The organism is Kothea flammea, from assembly GCF_052161645.1.
Lineage (GTDB): Bacteria > Planctomycetota > Planctomycetia > Pirellulales > Pirellulaceae > Laterigemmans.
In genome coordinates this window covers 1,076,587-1,100,623 of the sequence record NZ_CP197414.1, presented here as the reverse complement: position 1 = coordinate 1,100,623, position 24,037 = coordinate 1,076,587, and the positions used below count along the sequence as shown (strand labels likewise).

Below are 24,037 nucleotides of genomic sequence, written 5' to 3'. Positions count from 1 at the left end.
TGGAGCCCGTCCGAAAGTTGCTTGCCGCCGCTCACGGTTGCTGGCGGATTATGGAAAGATGATTTTCGGAAAGACACTAGCGAACAAACAAAGCGAACGGTGTGCCAGTGACCAGACGCTCATTAGCGGAGCAGAATCGTCCCTTAGGGGCTATCTTATTGGAGTTAACGTCAAACTGCGGGTTTCCGTGCCCGTTTTTCGCGCGGCCTGACCGCCGCAATAGTGCGCAAGACAACTAAGTTCCGCCGAAAAGAACCACCGGAGCCGGAGAACTGCCGGCATCCATATCTGCCCAGTTCATCTCTGCCCAGTTCATATCTGCCCAGTTGTGGCCCGCTGGCGTACACTGGAAGCACGCCCCGCGGCCGGTGCTTTGCCACCTCCGCGATCAACCTCAGCATGACCTTTCAACGCCCTGATCCCACCGTGCCGAAACGCAGTTCTAAATCGCCCCGTAAATCGCCGCGAAAAGCATCCGCGAAACTGCCTGCCGATCGCTTTGTCAATCGTGAGTTAAGTTGGCTGGAGTTCAACCAGCGGGTGCTGGAACAAGCCGCCAATGACTCGCAGCCATTGCTCGAAAGGCTCAAATTCCTCGCCATCACCGGCTCGAATTTGGACGAGTTTTTTATGGTGCGGGTGGGCAGCTTGAAAATGCAATCCGAACAAAATCCGCACGCGGTCGATCTCACCGGGACCAACGTGTTCGATCAATTAAAAGCTGTCAGCGATCGCTGTCAGCGGTTGCGAGATGACCAGTATCAAGTTTTGATTGAGCAATTGGAACCGGCGCTCAGCCAGATCGGCGTGCAACGTGTCGACTTGGCGGAATGTGGTGACCGGCAAGGCGAAGCGGCTGATCGTTTTTTCGAAAACGAAGTGAGCGCGGTGCTCTCCCCGCAGATGCTTTTCGAGGAACATCCCTTTCCGCTGCTGCCCGGCCTGCAAGTTCATCTGTGCGCTCGTCTAGAACCTCTGGCAAACGAGCATCAGCCCACCGCTGGCTCAAAAGGGGGCAAGACAAACAGCGGCAAGGCAAAGGGATCGGCGTCATCCCCAGCCCTCCCGAAGGATAGCGGCGAACAGAGCGGCGAGCCGGCTGTGCCCGAGTACGCCATCATCCCGCTTGGCCGCAGTTTACCGCGAGTCGTCTCGCTGCCGGCCGACAACGGTTACGCCTACGGCCTGTTGGAAGACGTTGCCTGTGAATCGATCGAAGCTTTTTTCCCCGGCCGGCAAGTTGCCGAGTGTTGGCCGCTCCGAGTCACCCGCAACGCCGACGTGGAGCTTCGCGAGGATAGCGCGGCCGACTTGATGGCCGGCATGGGAGAGGTGTTGGAGAGCCGCAAAGCATCGAGCGTTATTCGTTTGGAGATTGATCACCGCGCCAGCGAAACGATGACGGAATATTTGCGCAGCCGACTGGAACTGGAACCAACCGACGTGTTCCGTAACGCCGGTCCGCTCGACCTGTCCTACTTATTCCAACTATCGGCCCTGGAAGGTTTTGACGCCCACCGCGATCCAGTTTGGCCCGGCCATGGTCAAGCTCGGCTTGATCCCCGTGAATCGATGTTTGCGAACATGGTGGGGGGCGATGTATTGATGGTGCATCCTTACGAACGTTTCGATCCGATTGTCAGTTTGATTGAAGAGGCTGCCCAAGATCCCGACGTCTTGGCAATCAAACAAGTCTTATATCGCACCAGTCGTCAGAGCCCGATTGTGGAAGCTTTGATGCGAGCGGCGGAACGGGGCAAATATGTGACGGTTGTGGTGGAGTTAAAAGCGAGATTCGATGAAGCCCGCAATATCGAATGGGCCAAAGAAATGGAGCAGGCCGGTGTGCAAGTTATCTATGGAGTGAAAGGGCTGAAAACACACGCCAAAGTCTGCATTATCGTCCGCCGCGAGCCGCAAGGTATTGTGCGATATCTGCACTTCGGCACGGGCAACTACAACGAGGCCACGGCGCGGCTCTACAGTGATATTTCTTTGTTGACTTGCAACGATGAACTGGGCAGCGACGCTTCGGCGTTTTTTAACGCGATCACCGGTTCCAGTCAGGTACAGCAATTCCACCAATTGGATGCAGCCCCGCTGACCCTCCGCAAACGGCTGCTAGCCATGATCGATGCCGAGGCGGCACGCTGTCGCGAGGGGCAAACAGGCCGCATCGTTGCCAAGATGAACGCCCTAGTAGACGCTGAGATCATTGACGCTTTGTATCGAGCCAGCCAAGCGGGAGTGGACATTCGCTTGAACATTCGCGGCGTCTGCTGCCTCCGCCCCCAAGTCGCCGGGTTGAGCGAGCGGATTCGAGTGACTTCGATTATTGATCGCTATCTGGAACACGCTCGTATCTTTTTCTTCCACCAAGGTGGCGAGGAAGCACTGTTTATCAGCAGCGCCGATTGGATGCCCCGAAATCTTGATCGTCGCGTCGAGCTGATGGTGCCGATCCTCGATCCCGGTTGTAAGAAAAAATTATGGCAAGTCCTGGACACTTACTTCCACGATAATTCTTACAGCTGGACGATGCAGGCTGATGGATCGTATCGTCGCCTGCAGCCCAAGGCGGGGCAAGAAGAATTTCGCGCGCAACAAAAACTGTACGACCGCGCGCGGCAAGAGACGGGACGAGCTCAAATGGTCAGGACGGCATCCTTTGTCCCCCACCAACCCGCCGATAACGACGAGTAGATACCAAACCACTAGAGCAGGAATCGTTTAACAGTCAGCCGCAGGCGTACTCGTTAAACAGTCAGCCGCAGGCGTACTCGTTTAACACTCAGCCGCAGGCGCACTCGTTTAACAGTCAGCCGCAGGCGCACTCGTTTAACAGTCAGCCGCAGGCGCACTCGTTTAACAGTCAGCCGCAGGCGTACTCGTTTAACAGTCAGCCGCAGGCGTACTCGTTTAACAGTCAGCCGCAGGCGTACTCGTTTAACAGCAATACCGTTCAATGTTTATGTAAATCGCGGCTCCTGCTAGAGTTAGGTTGTCTCACCAACCAACCTCGCAAGGAGCCGCGACATGAACGGGCAAGGATGCTCTGACCTCTCTTCGGAAGTCAACGGTAGGATTTTAGATCGGATTGCTGGACTTGAAAAGATCATTGCACCTGAACTTGTAGAGCGAGCACTCGCCGATACCGGCAAGCAGACCAAGCGGTCCTGCACGCTGACCAACGAAGTGATGATTTGGGTCGTATTGGCAATGGGCCTTTTCACTGAGCTTCCTATCCGTCAAGTCTTCAAAGCCTGCCGTCGGCTGCGGCACGGAGAAGAATCGCCAGCTAGGTCCAGCCTATGTATAGCGCGTCAACGACTTGGGAGCGAACCACTCGTTGCCTTGCACAGTTTAGTGGTCCGCCCATTGGCCACGCCGCAGACGCCTGGTGCGTTCTATCGCGGTATGCGCCGGGTCGCGATCGATGGTACGGTTCTCGAGTTGCCTGATTGCGATGCGCATCAGCATCTTGGACGCTCGTCAGGAAGTCGTGGCGCAGCCCCCTTTCCTCAAGTCCGTAAAGTCAGTCTTGTCGAACTCGGAACTCACATCGAGTTCGCATTTGTTTACGGCGGTTGGAAAGACTCCGAAAAGAAGCTGGTCGAGCAGCTATGGGATCGTATTCCCGAAGACGCGTTACTGTACGAAGACAGGGGCTTTTTTAGCTACAAACACTGGAAATTACTGCATGAGAAGCACAAATTGCTTGTTCGCATTCAAAAGTCGATGGTGTTCAAACCGATCAAATGCTTCGACGATGGATCCTTCTTGGCAAAGGTTTATCCGAGCAACTGGTATCGCGAAAATGACAAACAAGGCATCCTAGTCCGAGTGATCGAGTACAAGCTTGATGACCCTCAGCGTGTCGGTCACGATGAAGTTCATCGATTGATGACCAACCTGATGGACCCGATGGAGTTTCCGGCCATGGAACTGATTATGGAGTACCACGAACGCTGGGAAGAAGAAATGGTCTTTGATGAGCAGAAGACTCACCAAGATCCTTGTCGGGCCGAGAAGACAACGAATCTTCGCAGCGAAACGACCGACGGTCTGAAGCAAGAGTTGTATGCGATGTCGCTAGGTCATTTCGTGGTTCGCGCGTTAATGCTTGAAGCGGCTACCGAAGCGAACATGGACGTTGATCGGTTGTCGTTCAAGGGTTCTTTTCAAATACTCAAGACTCGATTACCGGAGTGCGATCCGAGCAACGAAGTAAGTTTCTCGCAGTGGTATGCAGCTGTGGTCTGGGAAATGAGTCGTGAGCGAATCCCGCCGCGCCGCAACCGCATCAACCCACGCGTGATCAAACGAAAAATGTCACGTTGGCACAAATGCCGCCCCGAACATCGAAACCAAGAACCGTTGACGAAAACCTTTGACCAGTCAGTGGTTATGCTTCATTGAACGGTATTGCGTTTAAACGTCAGCCGCAGGCGCACGCGTTTAACAGTCAGCCGCAGGCGCACTCGTTTAACAGTCAGCCGCAGGCGCACTCGTTTAACAAGCCGCAGGCGTACTCGTTTAACAAGCCGCAGGCGTACTCGTTTAACAAGCCACAGGCGTACTCGTTTAACAGTCAGCCGCAGGCGTACTCGTTTAACAGTCAGCCGCAGGCGTACTCGTTTAACAAGCCGCAGGCGTACTCGTTTAACAAGCCGCAGGCGTACTCGTTTAACAAGCCGCAGGCGTACTCGTTTAACAAGCCGCAGGCGTACTCGTTTAACAAGCCGCAGGAAAAGTACGCCTCCGGCTGACTGTTAAACAAGTACCTCTGCAATGCGGTTTCGAACCTATATTAACGCTTGGTCATATCCGCCAGCAAAAAAACGATCGCTTGCTCCAGCTCTGGAACGCTAAAGCCAAACGGTCCGCGACCATTTTTAAAAGCAATCCGTCCGCTGCCATCGAGCAGGTACAAGCGATTGGGCATGCCGCTATAAGTGATACCAACTTGATCGTCGATGTTATCGACCAAGAAGGGAATTGAAAGATCGAGGTGCGAACGGCATGTCTCGGCAACGCGACTTCTCTGCGCGTCACTGCGAGGCTGCTTCAAGCTGATCCCGGCTTGTTGATTGCGAGCCATCATCCAACCGTCATCCGGATGCGCTTCACGGACGTAAACCAAATAAAATGCGACCTGATCTTTATAGCGGTTGTACAGTTTCTCGATGTTACCCGATTGTTGGCGAAAGGGACCGCAAGTGAAATTACCGAAGACCAGCACGACTGGGCGATCACGATTTACTTCCGACAGCGTTACGACTGTTCCATTAATATCACGCAAGGTGAAGTCGGGGGCCAGTTGATTGAGTTCGGGACCAGCTTCCAGGGAACCAATTTCTTGACGTTTCAAACCGAGCACCAGGGTGCTGCGATCGGGCCCAAATGATTGCTCGGCGGAGCGGTCCGCTGGGGGTGCGAAAGAATGTGCCAGATCATCCAAGGCAATGTAGCCAGCCCCCTCGGGATCGAGTGCATGAAATAACGCGGCAAATTCGCTGGAGGTCAGTTTGCCATTCGAGTCCGTGTCCGCTTGACTGAACAGTATCCTGCCACGATTATCTCGCAGCAAGCTTTGACTCCAGTCGAAATCTTCCGCGGTTATTCGTGAATTGTTGTCACGATCGATGCGTGCAAACTGGGAAGGTGCCAGCATTAATTCATCACGGCTGAGCACATTGTCGTCATTCAGATCATATTTTTCTTCCATATAGGACCAGTCAAAGCGTGTTTGGCTTTGCGCCATTGGGAACCAGCCGCTATCGGGACCCATTCTGGAACCTGCCAGGATTGCCTCGAGCATGGCCCGACCCTCGGAGCCGGGCTGGAGTTTCGTCAATAGCTCATCTGCGGCCGCGCTGGCTGCCGGGCTAAGCGGCTGAAAGGTGTTCGCATCGTCGGCCACGACTGGACCGCTAGTAATGGGGACTAAGCAAGACAACAAAACAATGGATCGAATTATTTGAGATCGCATAAAAGTTCCTCGTGAAATCTGTCGGTAGGAGATATTGGGAATTACATATTTAACTTGCGAAAACAAGTTAGTTTGGGACTGGTCGTAACGAGATAGGTCACTTGCCGGGATTGTGATTTTCCCTGGCCATCGACGAGCTGGAGCATGACCTCACACTCGAAGTTGGCGTCAATGGCCACTCCTTCGTTCAGCAACTGATAGCTCTGCAGGGTTTTGCCTCCCGCCCAGTCCAGGTCTTGCACGACAATCTCGGGATCTTGTCGGCGCAATTCATCAGGTTCTTGGCCAGCTTGCCAACTCTCCAGTACGCGCTGGATGGTTTGTTTGGCCAGCACCACGTCGACGCGGTGATCTTTCGCGTCATATCCACCGCAGCCGCACAATAAAAGGCAGCACAAGCACATGAAATGCAGTAGCCAGGAAGCTCTCCCGAGGCTCGCATGACTGCCGCGCTGCAGTGCCGTGCTGTATTTAGTTAATACCATGTTCGTGCCCCTATTCGAGTGAATCAATGACTTCACCGCCGGCGCGTGTGCCAATCGCTCGCCAAGTCAGGCGATCGACTGTTTCAGCTGTGAAACGAACGGAGCCATCGCAACGGAGCAACTGCACGCCGCTGGGATGACGACTGGTCGCTGGCATCGTGGCTTTGCCGGGCATGAACCCGCAAGAACGACGGTTGGGCGTATCGGTGTGCGTGTAGGTGTGTTGTCCGTTGATCCAGGGAGCACCCATGAAAATGGGGAACTGGTTTGCCAGATTGTTAATGTCGACCGCTTCGCACATGGTGATCGTGTCATCGAGGGTGGCCGGATTTCCGGAGCCCCGAAAAACGTCTGATTCGGCACTGACAAACCCGTTATTGCCGTCGCTGAGCAGACGTTCCGAGAAAGCGGCGGTATGGCTTAACCCATCTTGAATATCGCGAAAGCGAAGCGACTTAAAGACAATGAAGACGCCGTTTTGACTGGTGTCGTTCCACAGGTGTAGACTCCCCTTGCTGGCCATGTAATTGATCGCCCCACCGGCTTGCGGTTGCGGGTTATCGCGATCCGATGGACAGAGGAACCCGGCCACTGTTTGCGATTTCGCGAACTCGTTGATGGGATCGGTCAGGGGAAAACGGAAGTCGATGGAACCATGCAGGGCCGGTTGTTCAAGAAATGGAAGCATGAGGCTGACGGCTGAGTAACCGGGGCCCCCGTCGCAGCTCGTGTGCCGCCCATACCGAAAGGTAAACTACCGTGAGTGTCGTGATAGTTGTGCATCGCCAGACCAATCTGTTTTAGATTGTTTGAGCACTGCAGGCGGCGAGCCGCCTCGCGGGCTGACTGCACAGCGGGTAGCAGCAGACCAACGAGAATGCCAATGATGGCAATGACAACGAGCAGTTCGACAAGCGTAAAAGCGGTTCGTGTTGTATGCATTGGAAATTCGCTATACCAATAAGATGGGAAGTGATTAGATTTTGAGCAGCAACCTCAACCCTTACGTTGCGCGCAGCAGTTAGCCCAGCGCAGCGTAATGCCGAGTCAAAATGGCCAAATTTGCCAATCAGTAAACGAGGGCGCGAACCGCCAGAGATGGAGTCCGCGGAATGAGACGTCAGCAGAGCTGCCACTAAGCTATTTTGCCAAGCCCACCCACCTGTTGCGTTAAACAGTTCAGGTTGGTGCGCGGCGTCGGACCCAAGTCTGCAGCGCAATTTCCATGCGCAGCATTAGCTCAGCAGGCAACATCTAGCGATGTCTCTCAGCCAGCGATTTGGCGAGGGGGGCGAAAGAGCGAGCCCAAGCAATGGGTGGTGATCGTGTCCGATGTAATGACAAACCACTCGACCTTCAGTGCATCAGGCAGATTGCGAGCAGGCTCACCGCTGCATAGATCGAGTTGGACATTACGGTTCACCGGTACCACCGAAGTGGTAAAGCCCTCTGCTGGCTTTGATTGACCGCAACCAGGACCGTGGCAAGGCTGCGAAGATGGTTCCACCGCAAGCAGCAGCAGGGAACTGGCAGACGGATGCAGGGCTAGCGATGCGCCTTTGACCGAGCTATCCGCGTGGTGGGTTCCCAAGGGCATCAAGTAATCACCACAGGAGGCGTGGGCCACCTGGGAGGCACCGCAACAAAACGCGAGCACAGCGATCGCAACATAGTTGCGAAGGCGGAGTGATGACGTTAGCGAGTGAGTTGCGAGCATCGGAACATCAAAGAGAAGAGATTACTAATCGAGCTTATACTTCCCTTCGCTTGCTGTCAATCAAATAATGCCGCCCCTTCACCTGCTTGGCCGAGCGATAGCGAATCGCCGACGGTGCGGTGAGCCCAAACCAAATATGCGTTTGTCAGCAGGCTAGCTAGGCTTTGGCCAGCTTTAGCACTAGCTCTTCGAGCAGCCAACGGTCGAGTCCCGCGCTGCTGTGACTGCCTTTTAGTTTTAAGTCGGCTTCCAGCAGCCAAGTCAAGATCTGCCGGCCCCGTTCACGACCGATCTGACGCAACTGGGGCTCAGCCTGTTTATCAAATTCGCGAAACCCGGCCGCTTTCAAAGCGACACTCAGGGGAACCCGCTTGCCCGTTTGTTCGGCGTATTCAATCGCCGACGTTGCCAATCCAAAACGCCTCACCGACCAAGCAATTTGTGGAATCAAACCGGCGGGATGTTCGCCGCTGGCAAGCATTTTATCGAGTTGCCGCAAGGCTTCCGCCGCGTTGCCGCTGGCTGCCGCGGCAATGGTGTCCCAGGTCGACTTCGCCCGCCAGCCCCCCACAATTTCGCGCACCATCGGCTCGGTAATCTGCCCTCCGGGCTGTACATATAAAGCCAATTTGGCAATCTCCGTATCGAGCATGCCAATGTCACTGCCAATCAGTTCAATCAATACGTTGATCGCGGCGGCCGCCATTTTGCACTGGTGACGTGGAGCAACAAAAGCGGCCAAAAACTTGCGCAGCCGATCCATGTCAGGAGTTTTGCCCCGAGGCTTGGGCGGGATCGCACAACGCACCAAGAGATGCGACTTGTCAGCCGCTTTGTAGAGCCGCGTGTTCGCCGCGCAGCTTTGCAGTTCCAAGATCAAACGGCCCGCCGAAGATGGCTTGGCGACATAGTCCTCGACGTCGAGGCGAGCCGACTTGAGCAAAGCATCCGCGCGACGAACGACGAGGACGCGTCGTCCGGTATCGAACAAAGAGACGGTGCTGACCTCGTCGCGAATATCACGCCATTGCGATTCTTCGCCCTCGACCGAATCGCATTCACCGCCGGTCAAAGCGGCCAGCACCCAACTTTTCAGCGTGCTATCTTCGCCGAACAACACGACCACCGGAGGCAGCGTGTCGAGATCGGGCGGAGTGGCGAGCAGGTCGAAGGCTTCCTGTGGCATTGGTGCTCTAACGGCGATCGAGGTAACGGTTGACAACATTCTCCAGCAATTCTTGCCGACCGCTGAGGTTGGCCGATACTTCACCTTTCTCCAGCATGTAAGCTTCGAGTTCGGCAAAGCCAACTTGACCCGCTTCGATTTTCGCACCGATCCCCGTGTCCCAAGTGGCATAGCGTTGATCGATATAGCTTTGCAACGCGCCTTCGCTGAGCATCGCTTGGGCAACTTTCAAACCTCTTGCAAAAGCGTCCATGCTGCCGATGTGAGCGTAGAACAAATCGATCGGTTCAAAACTCTCGCGGCGAGTTTTCGCATCAAAGTTGACACCGCCGCTCCCCAGCCCACCATGTTTGAGGATGTAATACATCGTCTGGATTGCCAAATAATAATCGGTGGCGAACTGGTCGGTATCCCAGCCTAACAGTAAGTCGCCCGTGTTGGCGTCGATGCTTCCCAACGCGTCTTGACCACCAGCGTAATCCAGCTCGTGCATCATGGTGTGCCCGGCCAGCGTGGCATGATTGGTCTCCAAGTTCAGCTTAAAGTGGTCTTTCAAGTCGTAAGATCGCAAGAAGTTGAGACAAGCCGCCGCATCGCTGTCATACTGGTGTTTGGTCGGTTCTTTAGGCTTCGGTTCAATCAAAAATTGCCCGCTAAAGCCGATTTGCTTGGCGTAATCGACCGCCATGTGGAAGAACTTTGCCAAGTGGTCCAGTTCTCGCTTCATATCGGTGTTGTAAAGGTTTTGATAGCCTTCACGACCACCCCAGAAAACATAATTTTCACCACCGAGTTCCTTGGTGACTTCCATGCACTTTTTGACTTGGCTGGCCGCGTAAGCAAACACGTCCGCGTTGCTGCTGGTCGCCGCTCCGTGCATGAAACGCGGATTACTGAACATATTGGCGGTGCCCCACAACAGCTTCACACCGCTCCGCTGCTGCTCCTCTTGCAACACCTTTGCCACGGCATCAAAGTTGGCGTGCGATTCCCGCAAATTACTCCCCTCGGGGGCCACGTCGCGATCGTGAAAGGCATAATAGGGAGCTTGTAATTTCTCGAACAACTCGAACGCGGCGCGAGCGCGGTTGCAAGCGTTTTCCACCGAATCGCTGCCATCGTCCCAAGGGCGAACCATCGTGCCCGCTCCAAACGGATCCGCACCCGTGCCACGGAAGGTGTGCCAGTAGACGATAGAAAACCGCAGATGATCCTTCATCGTTTTGCCGCCAACCACCTCCTCCGGGTTGTACCAGCGGAAAGCAAGTGGATTGTCGCTGTCGGGACCTTCGTATTGCACGACGTTGATATCCGGAAAAGCGCTCATGATGGCCTGACTCTGTGTGGAGGGGGATTGAGAAACGAGGCCCCTAATATCGAGATCCAGGCCAGTCCGGGCAACCGGTGGTAGACCAGTAGTCCACTTCGCCTCGGCGGCGATGCCAGCTCCACCGCAAGATTTTTCCGGCAGATTCGCTTTGGTTCGGGCGAATTGCCGCAAAAAACGTGAATTCACCCCTCTTTTTTGTCGCTGCCGCGATTGGAATGCCATTAGTTTTTGTAAACTTATTCCCCGAAACTAATCGTTGATGTCGCGGCAGTCGTCCCAGTAGGTGATTTCATGAAGTTGCTGCTTAAGTGTGCTAATTTCCCAGCCTCCCGGAACAGAGTCCACCAGCCCGTCGCCAACAGCCCGGGCGAATTCGCAATCAGCTCGCTCCGTTTTTTGCTCTGCGGTGCCTTGCTCGTCGGCTGCGGCCTGTTGCCCAATCTGCCCACCGCTCTTGCCCAACAGGACGACGCGGTGGAACAGCCCGCTGGTCAGCCAGCAGCCAATCAGCCAGCAGCGGGCGCAGAGGATGACGACGAATTGCCCAGCGATTTCAGCGGCTTGGTCGCGCGGAAAGACGAACTGATCGCCGCTTATCGTCAAGCAAATGAAGCGGGCGATGTGCCGTTGTCGATCGAACGGCTGACCAGTTTGTGGCGAGTTGAAAAAGCTCTGATGCTGATGGCCGAGGCCGAACTGGGGGCCACGCAAGTTGCCTTGGCAGACTCCTACCGGGAGACATACCAAGATGATGGCGGGTTGTTGGCTGAGACCTACTTTAACGCGGGGCAATACGCGGCGGCGGCCGACACCTTCCGAACCGTGCTGGAGGTGGCCAGACGACGTCAGGATGTCGATCTGATCGAATACTCGTTGCTGGTCAGTTTAGAGCGGCGAGCGAGCCGCTTGGCCGCTGCGTCGCCCGAGGACCAACAGCGTTTTCAAGCCGCGATGCAACAACAATCAGAGGCCGAGCAGTTGGCCGCCATGACTAAACTTGCGCAAGCAGCCGCAATGATGACGCCGGCCTTGCAAACACTTCGCGAGATTGGTGGAAACACACCCACGTTGGCCGGCCAATTCGAACGTTGCGCCTCCTGGTGGCGAAAGAGTGATGATGATGCTCAGGCCGAAAAACTCTTTCTCATTGCCCAAGAAACATACGAAAAAACGATCGGTCGTGAGAACCAGCGTTTCACTTCGTTGCTGTATAACTATGGTTTGCTGTTAATCAGCCAGGAGCGTTGGCGTGAAGCCGAAAAGGCTTTCGCAGAAACACGGATGATCGAGGATCGTTTGGGCGTTGAGCTCAAGTCACAGTTGATGACACTCAACGAACTGGCGGGCGTCTACCGCCAACTTTCTGAAGATGAAAAATTTGATGAACTAGTGGGCGCCTATCGCTATCTGGAAGCTCGCTCCAGCCTTGGTTGCGAAGTCCTGCTGCCGCTGCTCCCCGTGGACGCCTATTTTGCCCTGGCCCTCAGCCCCAAGGCGATGATGCAAGAGGCCAATCTGGAGCATCTACCCTTCGAGGTTCTCCGCAGCTTCGTGGCGGATAATATCGGTGCTGATCCAATTGTATTGGAAACCATGGTCGGTTTTCTAACACTCCCGTTCAGTGACGATCATGTCAACCTGGGAGTATTGATCAAGACAGCCGCCAATCAACCTTTAGAACTGCGGTTGCCAGGCGAGTCGAAGCAAGCTGAATTTCGAGGCAAAGCCTATACCAAGGTGTTCTTTGAGAACGAGCCGGAACCGCTCTGCCACGCGATGCTGCGAGATGGGGTCTATGTTTATGGTAACGAAGCCGCAGTGCAGCAAGTGTTAGCCGTCGCGTTGGCAAACGAATCACGTGGTGAGCGGAGTAGCAAGTTGGGCGATAGGATTCTGGCCCAGCACGGCACTGGGAACGCTCTCGCCGCACTCGATTTGGCAAAATTGCAAGTCTTGATTCAAGCGGGTGTGGAGCAATTACCGCCACTCCCGCCACCTTTCGAACCGCTGAAGACCATCCCGGGAGCTCTGGACTCCGCCAGCTTTGTCATATCGCTCGAAGAAGCCCCTTACTTCACGTTGCGGTTACAACCTCGCGAAGATGCCGCGCCCGAGGCATTGCAAACCATCATCAATGACTCGATGGAATCTGTGAAGGGCCTGTTGAGCCAACAGGTCATGCAAGTTATTGAAACAGAAAGCCCCGAGTTGGCCGCCGGCTTTGCGCGATACTTAAATCGCTTGATGACTACGGAAATCGAAAATGTATCTCCGGTGATCGAAGATGGACAACTGGTGATGCGGCTCGATGCCAAAGTCGGTCTGCAGGGACCATTCATGGTGGGACTGCTGCTGCCAGCCGTCCAAGCGGCTCGAGCGGCGGCTGAGCGCATGGAAGGGATGAATAATCTAAAACAAATCGGCTTGGCCTTTCATAATTTCCACGATGTCCATGGTAACCTACCGCCGCGGCAATTGGAGTTGCCCGCGGGCGCGGCTGGCCTCAGCTGGCGAGTGCAATTGCTACCGTTCTTGGGAGAAAACGAACTCTATGAAGCTTTTCATTTGGACGAGCCTTGGGACAGCGAGCATAACTTGACACTGGTGGAGCGTATGCCAGCGGTGTTTTCCACTCCTGGAATGGACTTGGCGAAGGGTAAGACCAATCTGCTGACTTTCGGCGGCGCCAACACCATGATGGAAGGGGAAGCCGGGATGCGATTTTCAGCGGCAACCGACGGCCTTTCCAACACAATTTTGGTTGTCGAAGCCGATCCTGAACAAGCGGTGATTTGGACGCAACCGGTTGATTTGCCCTATGACGAGCGAAACCCAACTCGCGGTCTCGGCCAAGCCAGGGAGGGAGGCTTTAACGTGCTAATCAGCGACGGTGCGGTGCGGTTTATTGCAGCCGATGTTGCTCCCGAACAATTCAAGTTGATGGTGACACGTAATGATGGGGAAGCGGTTGACTGGTCCCGCATCGGGGAAAACTAGGAACGCTAAACAAAGAAAGTTGACTGACGCGTCGCTAGCAGGCACTCAGCCGCAGGCTGGCCGCCCGCTATGATTCATTGCAAGCACGGCCTTGGGGCATCGCTTGTTGGCTCTACATGCCGGCCGCTTGGAACAGTGGCTGCATGGAGTCACAGCAGCTAGTCGCGTGGCTATGGATATAACGTAAAAGTTCACGATCCGACTTCGACATTCCTTCATCAGCGGCAATATGTGAACGCAACCATTCCGCCTCGTCGGGGCAGATTTCACCCGGGGAATTCATATCAAACAGCACGTAGCGTGAGATTGAACGAACGTAAAGGTCGTTCCAAGACGGACAGTTCTCCTCGCGTTCTCCGACAGAACGGTTGACACGAAACAACAGCTCTGCTTCATCGGCAGAAATAATCCAATCGGATTCGAGATATTTCTCCAGTGTTTGAACGGCCTCAGTGTTGATGCTCCCGGCGTCCACTAGAAATTGGAGGATATCATCGGGGGGCATTGTGAGAAAATCAGCCATGCTAAAAGCACCTTTCGTCGGGATACTTGACCTACACAACAAACAGGAGCATAGGTGCAAACTCTTGGCATTTCAACCCAAAGTTAGCCGGCATGAGTGATTGGAAGTTTGCGGTTGGTACCGGCTGGCGTGCTTCGCACCCAGCCGCTGTGCTCCGCGGTTTTCGATGCATTCTTTGGTACGGCATGCTGCTACTGTGTAAGACGGTCTCGCCAAGACAATTTTGGTCGGGGAACCTAATCCAGATCAAGCGGTAATTCGGACATAACCGTTCGAATTACCCTGTGACGAGCGAGAGCCAATTCACGAAAGCATGCCTTGTCATTCATCCTGAGTGACCGAGATGGCTTTGTTTCCCGACTGGATTTCAACGCCGTCTTTGTCAACCTGGATCGAATCTACAGCGCGCTGGTGATCAATGATCACAGCTGGGCGATTCCGACCATCAGTGGAATAAGGCTGTGGAATGGCTACGAAATATAACACCAATGCGCCTGCAGCCAACACGGGAATAAAAAACAGTGCCAATAACAATACGGCAATCTTCCAATCTAATGCTTTGCCGGTATTTCCCGAATGTGAACCTGGTGGCACAAGACCGACTTGCGGATGCAAATTATAACTTGATATCCAATGCTGAATTAGTTCCCGATCCGCCCTGGAAACCGCTAGTTTCACGCTTCCCAACTTTTCCTGTGGCAATGGCTCTAAAGCCTGCAAAGTCCTGGCCTTCACTAGTAGACGTGTGAAGATCCCGTAGTTTTTTAACTGCATGCCGGAAACTTGATCAACTGGCAGTTCCAAACGGTTGAGATTACTTTCGATCGCACCAAACAGCGAGTCTTTCACCTTCCATTCAAAAATCAAACGGTCGGTCTCGAACTGCAGCATCCCCTGTCCTTCGGCAAAGCCTCCATGCATTTGCTTAAGAGAGAATGAAATACTATCACCGCGAAGCGTCCCCGACTCACCAACACCTTTCCTACTCGGTAGCGCGGCGACCGGTGCCGGTTGCCCTTGTTTACCCATTTGCAAATCAGACGTCCGCTGAGCGCTGGGGTGATCTTCGTTAGATACTCCAGCAACTGCGGCGGCGGGAATGCCAGCGATCTCACTCGACAATTCGGAGGCCGACTGATAACGATCTGCAGGTGCCCGCGAGAGCGACTTCATCACAACGGGATCAATTCGCAGGTCGACCGCGGCACTTCGTTGACTGGGCAACTCAAACCGGCCCAAGGGTAAATGCCCGGTTAACAGTTCGTAAAAGACGACTCCCAGCGAGTAGATATCGGCGCGGTGGTCCACCGCCGCCGAATTGTCGACCTGCTCCGGCGCCATGTAAGCGATCGTTCCCATCACCTGACGCGTGCCCGTCAGAGTGACCTCTCGCTTGTCATCGTCGAGCAGTTTTGCCAGCCCAAAGTCGGCAATCTTCACCATGCCATCTTCGGTCAGCAAAATATTCTCGGGTTTGATATCGCGATGCACCACGCCGCGTCCATGGGCGTACTGCAGCGCTTGGCAAACCTGCTCAATGATTCGCAAGGCGTCGCTGGGGTCAAACGCTTGGGCGTGAATGGCCTGCCGCAAATTGACCCCTTCGATATACTCCATCACCAAGAAAAACAGATTATCGCTGTGTCCAAAATCATGGACGGTCACGATGTGCGGGTGTGAGAGCTTGGCGAGGGTGCGAGCTTCTCGGGAGAATCGCTCGGCAAAAGCCGGGTCGCGATCGTTTTCCTCAATGACTTTGATGGCCACCATCCGATCGAGCGACTTTTGCCGCGCCCGGTAGACGGCCCCCATCCCACCTGAGCCAATTAAGTTCAAGACTTCATACTGTGGAAAACGTTCGGCCATTTCGGCGGCTGAGATTCTGCCGACTGCGGGCCCGCCAGCCACTCGTTCGCCAGCCCGGGCGGATCCGGGGCGGTCGCTGTCAATATGGTCCTGGGTCGGTTCGAGCCCAATCTGGCCGGCCCCACCAGCGTATCTGCCGAGCTGTAATAAACAGGTCTTGCATTCACCCGCAGCCGCCATTCGGTTACCACAATTGGGGCAACTTTCCCCTGTGTGCTGGTCTGGTGCGCGCTGAGCTACCATAACTTCAACCATTTCTGAATACGCTGTAGAAGCCGGGAAAGGACGACGCGGCCGCGCGTCCGGCACGTGAAATCGTGCTCCGCTAAGCTGTTCGGGTTTCAATCTTACCAGTTACAGCAATCCACGAATTTTTTTAATGCGTGGGTTGAACGTCTCCGACGATTCGCAGCAGGGCATCCAGTTCGTCGTCGATCTCGTCGGGATGATCCACCGTTTCCGCGACCACTTGGCGGAGAAGTTGCCCGTAGCGACTGCGCAGTCGGTGCAAGGCTACCTTGATTGCCGTGGTCGACAATTGCAACTGGGTCGCCAGCTCGGCACAGCGGACGCTGTCTAGCGGAACGGTCAGCAGGGGCAGCAGTGTTTTAGCCAACTCCTCCCGACCTCGTTCCTGGTAGCTGGCTAGCAATAGTTGCCGCGTCCTCCGCAGCACGCTTTCGGCCCATTCGCGATCGAAACAGGCGTCTTGTTCGGCGACGCTGTCGCCGATCGTCGCTAAACGCTGGTCAAAACTCGCATCGGCAACTACGTGGATCGAGACCCGTTGATGTTCGCCACCTCGCTTGAGGGCGGCACCGCGACGATAAACATCTGTTAAGAAGCGTCGCCACGCGGTCAGCAAGAAGGCGCGAAAGCGGCCTCGTTGTTGGTCGGCTGCGGCCAGTAGGTTGCCATCCAGCAATTCGCAAAAGAAATCGTGCAGTGCGTCGACGGTGTCCTCGTGAGCTAACCCCCGCACTCTCGCGACCACGTATAGCGGCTGTTGATACTGCTGATACAACTCGGCCAACGCGGGACGCTGGCCCCCGGGATCTTCCCGCGCAGCCTGCAACACCACCGTCCAACGTGTTGTCGCAAATCGCCCCTGTTCGCTCATGCTTGCCCGCAATCTACAAAAAAACCAATCACTCGCACTCAATCACCAGCGAGCCATTATCGTCGCCAGTCGCTCGCGGGACAACGTCTACAGCCAGCCAAAGGCAGGGTGGGTCTCCCGGCCCGTCTATCCGAAGATCCCAATCGCAAGCTACAAGAAGAGCCCAGCATCCCTGATAGGGACAAAGACGGGGCCACAACCCGTTGCCACTTTCCGACTTGGGAAAGGGCTAGTTGCGGTCGATTGGCTGAAAGCTGCGGATCCGTGCGCGGGGAGCTAAGCCATGGATGGCGATTGGCTGGGAGGTCGATTCGATTCCCACGTTCCCTGCACGGTCGGTCGCTTCGATCCGCAGGAACAGTTGCTTTGGCAAACGCGGGTCAGCGGGCCAAGCGTACCGGCCGGTATTTTCCAGGCCGGCGGCAATCGTCGTCCACGGTCCTTCAGCCGACTCGCTGTACGCTAAGCTGATCGGTCGCTTGATCAGTTGCTCGTCCTCACATTGATACTCAATGATCAGCGATCCTGCCTCAGGTCCTTCGCCATAGCGTGCCGCCGTGATGTGAACCATGGGTGCATCGGTATCGACGCGGATATAGATTTCCGCTGGGTCACCAGAACGTGGCGCAGGACTAGTCAAACCGTTGCGGCCAACGACCACGATGCAAAAACCATATAACCCTGAGCCGTTGGTTTCGATATCAAACGGGCTCTCCAGATCGGGATCGACGCCCCAATGTTTCCACGTTTGGCCACCGTCACGGGTCCCCCACAACTCTACCGCCGAGACGCCCCGCGAGCCAATCGCTTCGACCTCATAATTTAGCTCGAAACGATTCAGGCGGGTGTGACGAATTTCCGATTCGTCAATCTCTGGTAGAGCAACCGTCATCGCCAAGGGATCGCCAGCGTAGGCCGAGGAATCGCCGAGCAGATTTTGCGAACCGCTGCTGGAGTTTGCTGAATCGTCAGCTATCGGCTTGGTTTGACCCCGCGTGCTATCTGCTTGAAAGTCGCTGGAGAAATCGTCCACCGACCGCTCCATATCGGTCGCCACCGTTTCGCCCTGATCACGAACACCAGGTGGTAGCGGCAACGATTCGATCTCCAGCGGTCGCATCGCGCTGCTGGGCGGCAAGGGAGTTGTCGGACCATCGTCGCGACCCCGCCCATCGTCGCGACCCCGCGAGACAGGCTGGGCAGTCAGCGGTCGCCCACCGAAGCCGGAACCATCGCCAGTTGTACGACTAGCGTTGGGCCGATTGGCGGACCATGTCGACTGTTGATCAAAGCCGCGCAGGTCAGCCCTGGGCGACGGCGGTGCATACTGGGCAGCGGCTGCCGCGCGGGGCAGGGGAGTGGTCATGGCGTAACCCGCATCACCACGGGAGCCACCGGGCACCGCTGACGACTGCGTCGGATCATACGTTGGTGGACCAGCGGGTGGCAGTTGACCGGGCGCAAGTTGGGGCGAGCTGGCTTGAGGTGAACTGGCTCCTGTAGAAGTATTCAGCCGTGGTGCCGGGGCCTGTCCACCGCGCATCGCCAACCAATCGGGACTGGCAGCCAATCGCGGGCGTTCGATCTGGCGGGTCAGCGTGGCCTGGTTACCAGCTTGATCGCTGACCTCGAATCGCAAATTTATATACCGCCAATCATCGCGTGGCTGAAAGCGAATGCGATGTTGAATTTTCCCGCTGGCCGTTTGCCTGGCAGCCGCTAAATCGGGGTCCAACGGCTTCCACTGACTCTGCTGCGTATCAGTCATGTAGAGGATGCGGACATTTGCTGGATTGATGAACGCTTCGCTGATCGCGTAATCGATTTGCACGTCGCCGACGGCATCGGCATCGGCCTGCAATTCGAGTTGCGGGATCGAAGTATCGACGACGACGATCAATTGAGCGGCCAGCTGACTACCGACCGGATAGGAATTCCCCGCCGCATCGAGGGTCCGTGTGGCGAACCAATAAACGCCATCCTCGGGTGCGGCGAATTGAAATTGGCGGCGGCTAGGTTCTCCCCGAGCGGCAATCGCCCACTGGCGGCCCTGATCACGCGAGACAAACAAACGCACTTCGGCGGGCCGCGTCCCGGACTGATCAATCGTTACGGGGATATCGAATTCCCGGCTATTCATCATATACTGGGCTGGCCCGGATGGTCGGGCGGGCATCGCTCGCTGATTCGTCGAGGACGGAGACCAATTCGAGTTTTGCGCGGCCCCCTGAACCGGAGCCCTTTGAACTTGCGTTTGCGCAAGCAAGGTTTCCGCTGGGTAGATGGCGGCGAGCAAGACCGGCAGGGCAAACATTCGTAGCAGCATGTTAGTCCCGGACTGTGCGGTCAATGGACACCAAAGAGCGGTCTTGGGAAAATCGCTGGCAGTGTTAGCGGCAACTAATGAACATTCAGCGCGCGACGTGAGCCTCGGTCGCGGATTGGCCTTAGTTGCCAGTTCGGCTGTTCGCGTGGTTAAACTTGAGAGAAAATGGGGTCGCACTCCCCCTCGACGGCTTTTGCTTAAAATTGGAAGAACTTTGATGTCAGTTTGCGAATATCATTACGACGTGTTGGTCGTCGGCGCGGGACACGCGGGCACCGAAGCGGCCGCCGCTGCCGCTCGCCTGGGGGCTCGGGTCGCCCTCTTGACGACCAATCTTGACACCGTTGGGCAGATGAGTTGCAACCCGGCGATCGGCGGAGTTGGCAAAGGGCAGATCGTCCGCGAAGTCGATGCGCTCGGCGGGCTGATGGGGCAAGCGATCGATGCCACGGGTATCCAGTTTCGCATGCTCAACCGTCGCAAAGGGCCGGCCATGCACAGCCCGCGAGCGCAAGCCGACAAACGGGCTTACCAAATCGAGATCAAACGTCGCATCGAAGCGCAACCGCAGCTTGATCTGCGACAAGAAGCGGTCCTCGATCTGTTAACCGAATCTATCGACGGCGGAGAACGGATCGTTGGCGTTTCCGTCATCGGCAACGCGATCTATCGCGCGCCGTGCGTAGTGTTGACGACTGGCACGTTCTTGCAAGCAATCATGCACACGGGCGAAGCAAAAGCGAGCGGTGGCAGAGCAGGGGAGGGGACGAGCGCAGGAATCAGCGGTGCGCTACAACGCTTGGGTTTCTCGATCGAACGCTTTAAGACTGGCACTCCGCCCCGCCTGTCCGCTCGCACCATCGATTTCAGCAAAACCGAACGGCAACCTGGGGACGATCCCCCCGACGCTTTTTCTTACCTCACCGACAGCATCACCCAACCGCAACTCGATTGCTTTATCACCCACACCAACCCGGCGGTGCATCAACTGATTCGTGAGAATCTATCGCGAGCACCCATGTACAGCGGACAGATTGAGGGTCGTGGACCTCGCTATTGCCCTTCGATTGAAGATAAAGTGGTCCGCTTTGCCGAAAAGGATAGTCATCAATTATTCCTCGAGCCCGAGGGCTGGGCGACTCAAGAGGTTTACGTTAACGGCGTATCGACCAGTTTGCCGCGAGACGTCCAAGATGCCATGATGCGGCTGATACCTGGACTCGAGCAGGCTCAAATCATGCGCTATGGTTATGCCGTTGAGTATGACTATTGCCCTCCCACACAACTGCAACCTCACTTAGAAAGCAAACGCGTTGCCGGGCTCTTTTTCGCTGGTCAAATCAACGGCACGACCGGTTATGAGGAAGCGGCCGGACAAGGTTTGATCGCCGGTGCCAACGCGGCGCTCGCGGTCGCCGGTAAACCACCGCTGATCCTCTCTCGGGACGAAGCGTACATCGGCGTATTGATCGACGACCTGGTCACTTGCGGAGCCGACGAACCTTATCGCATGTTTACCAGCCGAGCCGAATTCCGGTTACTGCTCCGCCAAGACAACGCCGACCGACGGCTGACTCCGATCGCAGCCGCCCACGGCTTGGTCGACACCACGAGACCAGAGCGGTTACAACTCAAGGAAGCCGAAATCGAACGCGGAAAACGGTTGTTGGCGGCGGGCAGGGTAGGGGAGCAAACGGCGGAAAAGTATCTCAAGCGCCCCGAAGTCGATTGGGATACGATCGTGGCTCACGTGCCGGAGCTCGTCACACTGCCCAGCGACGCGGCGCGGCAGGTTGAGTTTGATATCAAATACAGTGGCTATGTCGATCGCCAACGCACCGAGGTCGAACGCCACAAGCGCTTAGCCGCCAAGCGGATTCCTGATTGGTTTGACTATGCCACGATCGGACCATTGCGATCGGAGGCGAGGCAAAAACTCTCGGAGGTCCGCCCAGTAACGATCGATCAGGCGCGGCGAGTAAGCGGCATCACACCAGCCGATATCGCACTCGTGCTGGCTCATCTCGAACGACCGCGGGGAAATACTCCAAAGTCAGCGATATCTCATAAACCAGCGTAAGTTGCTTTTGCGCGTGGCGTTATGGTTTACCCATCACGACCCCCACGAGCTTGTTCCGGACGGGCTCACAACAGGAAGCTACCAAGGAGTCTCCTTCCGTCGAGCTTGCCTCGGCGGGGGAACAACTGGCAGCTACCAGGCCGGCCGCTAAAACGCACCCTTTTCCTGCCGCGATTCGCCGAAGGCGAATCGCGGCAGGAAAAGGCAATATGTGCGGGAGGGGGTGTAGCTGCCAGTTGCTTGCTCCGCCGGGGCAAGCCCGGAGCGGAAGCATAGCACTTTTCCGGCCGGGGGGGATGGAGCCAATGGGAAACTGAAGCAACGCGAGACTAGGCCAAAAGAGCCCGGATTTCTGCGGTGCTTTCCAGACAGCCACCTTGCCAATTCTGCTGGTTAGGCATACCAATCTTATATGCCTATTACTTCATCTCGCCGCCGGTTTATTGAGTATCGTCGTAAAGTTCGTGAGCGACGCCACGCCAAGGAGCCGGTTTCGGCGTCACCCCACGGGTCACAAGCACCCGTGCAGAGCCGCAAGCTGGGTTCCCGCGAGCGAAGTTTCTGGGAGCTGTTCAAGGCGTTCTGGGGGCTGCTGCGAGGGTTTCGCGGCGCGGTGCTGTTGGCCCTGGGGTTGCTGACGGTCAACACGTTGCTGCGGTTGATCCCGCCGGCGGGGACCAAATTAGCAATCGATTCGGTGCTCAGCACGCCTCGCCAACCGTTGCCCGCGATCTTGGCCGATTGGCCGTTACCCAGCCAACCGATGCAGTTGCTGATCGCGATCGCGATCGTCGTCACCGTGATCACCGCCATGGCGACACTGGTCGGGCTGTGGGGACGCTGGTTGGCGACCAAGACAGTCAACCGCACCCAGGTGGCAATTCGCCGCGACGTCTTTGAGCACGCGATTCGGCTGCCGCTGAACCAGATTTACAGTTTAAAAAGCGGCGGCGTGGCGAGCTTGATTCGAGAAGATGCCGGTGGTGTCTCCGAGTTAATCTTCAGCATGCTGTATAACCCCTGGCGAGCAATCATCCAGTTTCTTGGCAGCTTGATCATTCTCACCATTGTCGACTGGAAGTTAATGGTCGGTGGGCTACTGCTGCTGCCGGCCGTGTGGGCCACGCATCGCACTTGGATCAATCGCGTGCGTCCCCTCTATCGCGACATCCGTAAACAACGACAAACCATCGACGGGAACGCCACGGAAACGTTCGGCGGAATCCGCGTGGTCCGCACCTTTGGACGTGATCGCAGCGAAACGGCGCGTTACGTCCGCGAAGGTGACTTTATGGTGCGGCAACAGTTATTCACCTGGTGGTGGACGCGCACCATCGAGATTGTCTGGGAAGTCATCATCCCAGTTGCCTCGACCGCACTATTGGTCTACGGCGGTTATCAGATTCTTAACAATGAACTGACGCTGGGTGATCTAATGATGTTCCTCGTCTATCTTACCATGTTGCTTGATCCATTAGCCACGTTGGCGGGCAGCGCGGTGACTTTTCAGAACAACCTGGCCGGGCTGGACCGCGTCTTGGATGTTTTGGAACAAGATAGTGAATTGCCGGTGCGAGCCGGGGCGGTGACTGTCAATAAACGCTCCACGGCGGGAGCCATCTCACTGCGTGATGTCAGCTTCGCATACCCCGAAACCGATGCGCCGGTGCTGTCCGATATCAACTTGGAAATCGAAGCCGGTCAAACGGTCGCCTTGGTGGGGCGGAGCGGGGCGGGCAAGACGACGCTGACGAATCTGCTGACTCGGTTTTATGATCCGACGGCCGGCGCGGTGCTGCTCGATGGTCGCGATTTGCGAGATATCGAACTGCCCAGTTTTCGGCGATTGTTGGGGATCGTGGAACAAGATGTGTTCCTGTTCGATGGTACGATCCGGGAAAATATCGCCTATGCGCGGCGGGATGCCAGCGAAGCGGAAGTCTATCAAGCGGCCGAAGCGGCTGCGGCGGCGGAATTCATCGAAAAACTGCCCGCCGGTTTCGATTCTTGGATCGGCGAACGGGGAGTCAAACTGTCGGGCGGTCAACGTCAACGGTTGGCGATCGCCCGCGCCATTTTAGCGGACCCCAAATTGTTGATCCTGGATGAGGCGACCAGCAACCTCGATAGCGAAAGTGAACGTTTGATCCAAAATTCGCTGGCTAGGCTGCTGCAAGGGCGAACGGCGATCGTGATTGCTCACCGGCTGAGCACGATCGCCGGAGCAGACAAAATTGTCGTGCTCGAGGATGGCCGGATTCTGGAAACGGGGACCCATCAGGAACTATTAAAAAGTGGCGGAAAGTACCGGGAAATGGTCCAACTGCAAATGAACGGCGGGCAAATGACTGGCGGGGTTGGGGCAGAACGGTAATTGCGAAATCGCTACAATCGGTCATAGTGACGGGCGATGGC

At 56.0% G+C, this 24,037-nt stretch carries 17 protein-coding genes; 6 read left to right on the top strand and 11 right to left on the bottom strand.

Annotation, left to right across the window (positions count from 1 at the left end; genetic code table 11):
* The first annotated feature begins 399 nt into the window (after positions 1-399).
* The 3 genes from ppk1 to SH139x_RS03815 all read left to right on the top strand — a co-directional run bounded on the left by ppk1 (position 400) and on the right by SH139x_RS03815 (position 4,769).
* The gene (ppk1, locus tag SH139x_RS03825) at positions 400-2,703 is read left to right on the top strand and encodes a polyphosphate kinase 1 (protein WP_488353962.1); all 2,304 of its coding nucleotides are present in this window, start codon (positions 400-402) and stop codon (positions 2,701-2,703) included.
* 333 nt (positions 2,704-3,036) lie between these two features.
* Entirely contained in the window at positions 3,037-4,419 is a 1,383-nt protein-coding gene (locus tag SH139x_RS03820; RefSeq protein WP_488350986.1) for an IS4 family transposase, read from the top strand.
* On the top strand, positions 4,416-4,769 hold the full coding sequence (locus SH139x_RS03815) for a hypothetical protein (protein ID WP_488353961.1): 354 nt from the start codon (positions 4,416-4,418) through the stop codon (positions 4,767-4,769). Before SH139x_RS03820 ends, SH139x_RS03815 begins: the two co-directional genes overlap by 4 nt.
* 41 nt (positions 4,770-4,810) lie before the next feature.
* Here the strand turns inward: SH139x_RS03815 and SH139x_RS03810 are convergent, their stop codons facing one another.
* The 7 genes from SH139x_RS03810 to xylA form a co-directional block, all read right to left on the bottom strand.
* Positions 4,811-5,992, bottom strand: coding sequence for a deiodinase family protein (locus tag SH139x_RS03810; RefSeq protein ID WP_488353960.1), 1,182 nt, complete (start codon positions 5,990-5,992; stop codon positions 4,811-4,813).
* Positions 5,993-6,033: 41 nt separating this feature from the next.
* Positions 6,034-6,477, bottom strand: coding sequence for a hypothetical protein (locus tag SH139x_RS03805; RefSeq protein ID WP_488353959.1), 444 nt, complete (start codon positions 6,475-6,477; stop codon positions 6,034-6,036).
* Positions 6,478-6,487: 10 nt separating this feature from the next.
* Positions 6,488-7,165 carry a DUF1559 family PulG-like putative transporter gene (locus tag SH139x_RS03800; protein WP_488353958.1) on the bottom strand — a complete coding sequence of 226 codons (678 nt, stop codon included), beginning with the start codon at positions 7,163-7,165 and terminating at the stop codon, positions 6,488-6,490.
* Positions 7,105-7,419, bottom strand: coding sequence for a type II secretion system protein (locus tag SH139x_RS03795; protein WP_488353957.1), 315 nt, complete (start codon positions 7,417-7,419; stop codon positions 7,105-7,107). The genes SH139x_RS03800 and SH139x_RS03795 overlap by 61 nt, the downstream gene beginning before the upstream one ends.
* A 325-nt stretch (positions 7,420-7,744) precedes the next feature.
* Positions 7,745-8,194 carry a hypothetical protein gene (locus SH139x_RS03790; RefSeq protein ID WP_488353956.1) on the bottom strand — a complete coding sequence of 150 codons (450 nt, stop codon included), beginning with the start codon at positions 8,192-8,194 and terminating at the stop codon, positions 7,745-7,747.
* Between the two features lie 157 nt (positions 8,195-8,351).
* Positions 8,352-9,380 carry a DNA polymerase III subunit delta gene (gene holA, locus SH139x_RS03785; protein WP_488353955.1) on the bottom strand — a complete coding sequence of 343 codons (1,029 nt, stop codon included), beginning with the start codon at positions 9,378-9,380 and terminating at the stop codon, positions 8,352-8,354.
* A 7-nt stretch (positions 9,381-9,387) separates the two neighbouring features.
* Positions 9,388-10,707, bottom strand: a complete 1,320-nt coding sequence (gene xylA / locus SH139x_RS03780) for a xylose isomerase (protein WP_488353954.1) — start codon at positions 10,705-10,707, stop codon at positions 9,388-9,390.
* 294 nt (positions 10,708-11,001) lie between these two features.
* On the opposite strand from xylA, the gene SH139x_RS03775 reads away from it, so the two are divergent.
* Positions 11,002-13,707, top strand: a complete 2,706-nt coding sequence (locus tag SH139x_RS03775; RefSeq protein ID WP_488353953.1) for a DUF1559 family PulG-like putative transporter — start codon at positions 11,002-11,004, stop codon at positions 13,705-13,707.
* 112 nt (positions 13,708-13,819) lie between these two features.
* Here the strand turns inward: SH139x_RS03775 and SH139x_RS03770 are convergent, their stop codons facing one another.
* From SH139x_RS03770 to SH139x_RS03755, 4 genes are all read right to left on the bottom strand, one after another.
* A complete protein-coding gene (locus SH139x_RS03770; protein WP_488353952.1) occupies positions 13,820-14,230 on the bottom strand; it encodes a TerB family tellurite resistance protein in 411 nt (136 codons plus the stop codon).
* Positions 14,231-14,551: 321 nt separating this feature from the next.
* Complete coding sequence (locus SH139x_RS03765) at positions 14,552-16,276, bottom strand: serine/threonine-protein kinase (RefSeq protein WP_488353951.1); 1,725 nt, start codon at positions 16,274-16,276, stop codon at positions 14,552-14,554.
* Between the two features lie 196 nt (positions 16,277-16,472).
* Complete coding sequence (locus SH139x_RS03760) at positions 16,473-17,216, bottom strand: ECF-type sigma factor (protein WP_488353950.1); 744 nt, start codon at positions 17,214-17,216, stop codon at positions 16,473-16,475.
* A 229-nt stretch (positions 17,217-17,445) separates the two neighbouring features.
* Positions 17,446-19,542 (bottom strand): hypothetical protein, encoded by a 2,097-nt coding sequence (locus tag SH139x_RS03755; protein WP_488353949.1) that lies wholly within the window; start codon positions 19,540-19,542, stop codon positions 17,446-17,448.
* Between the two features lie 217 nt (positions 19,543-19,759).
* Here SH139x_RS03755 and mnmG point away from each other — a divergent pair, with 217 nt between their 5' ends.
* Both mnmG and SH139x_RS03745 read left to right on the top strand, forming a co-directional pair.
* Positions 19,760-21,622, top strand: coding sequence for a tRNA uridine-5-carboxymethylaminomethyl(34) synthesis enzyme MnmG (gene mnmG / locus SH139x_RS03750; protein ID WP_488353948.1), 1,863 nt, complete (start codon positions 19,760-19,762; stop codon positions 21,620-21,622).
* A 412-nt stretch (positions 21,623-22,034) separates the two neighbouring features.
* Positions 22,035-23,996 carry an ABC transporter ATP-binding protein gene (locus SH139x_RS03745; protein ID WP_488353947.1) on the top strand — a complete coding sequence of 654 codons (1,962 nt, stop codon included), beginning with the start codon at positions 22,035-22,037 and terminating at the stop codon, positions 23,994-23,996.
* Positions 23,997-24,037 lie beyond the last annotated feature (41 nt).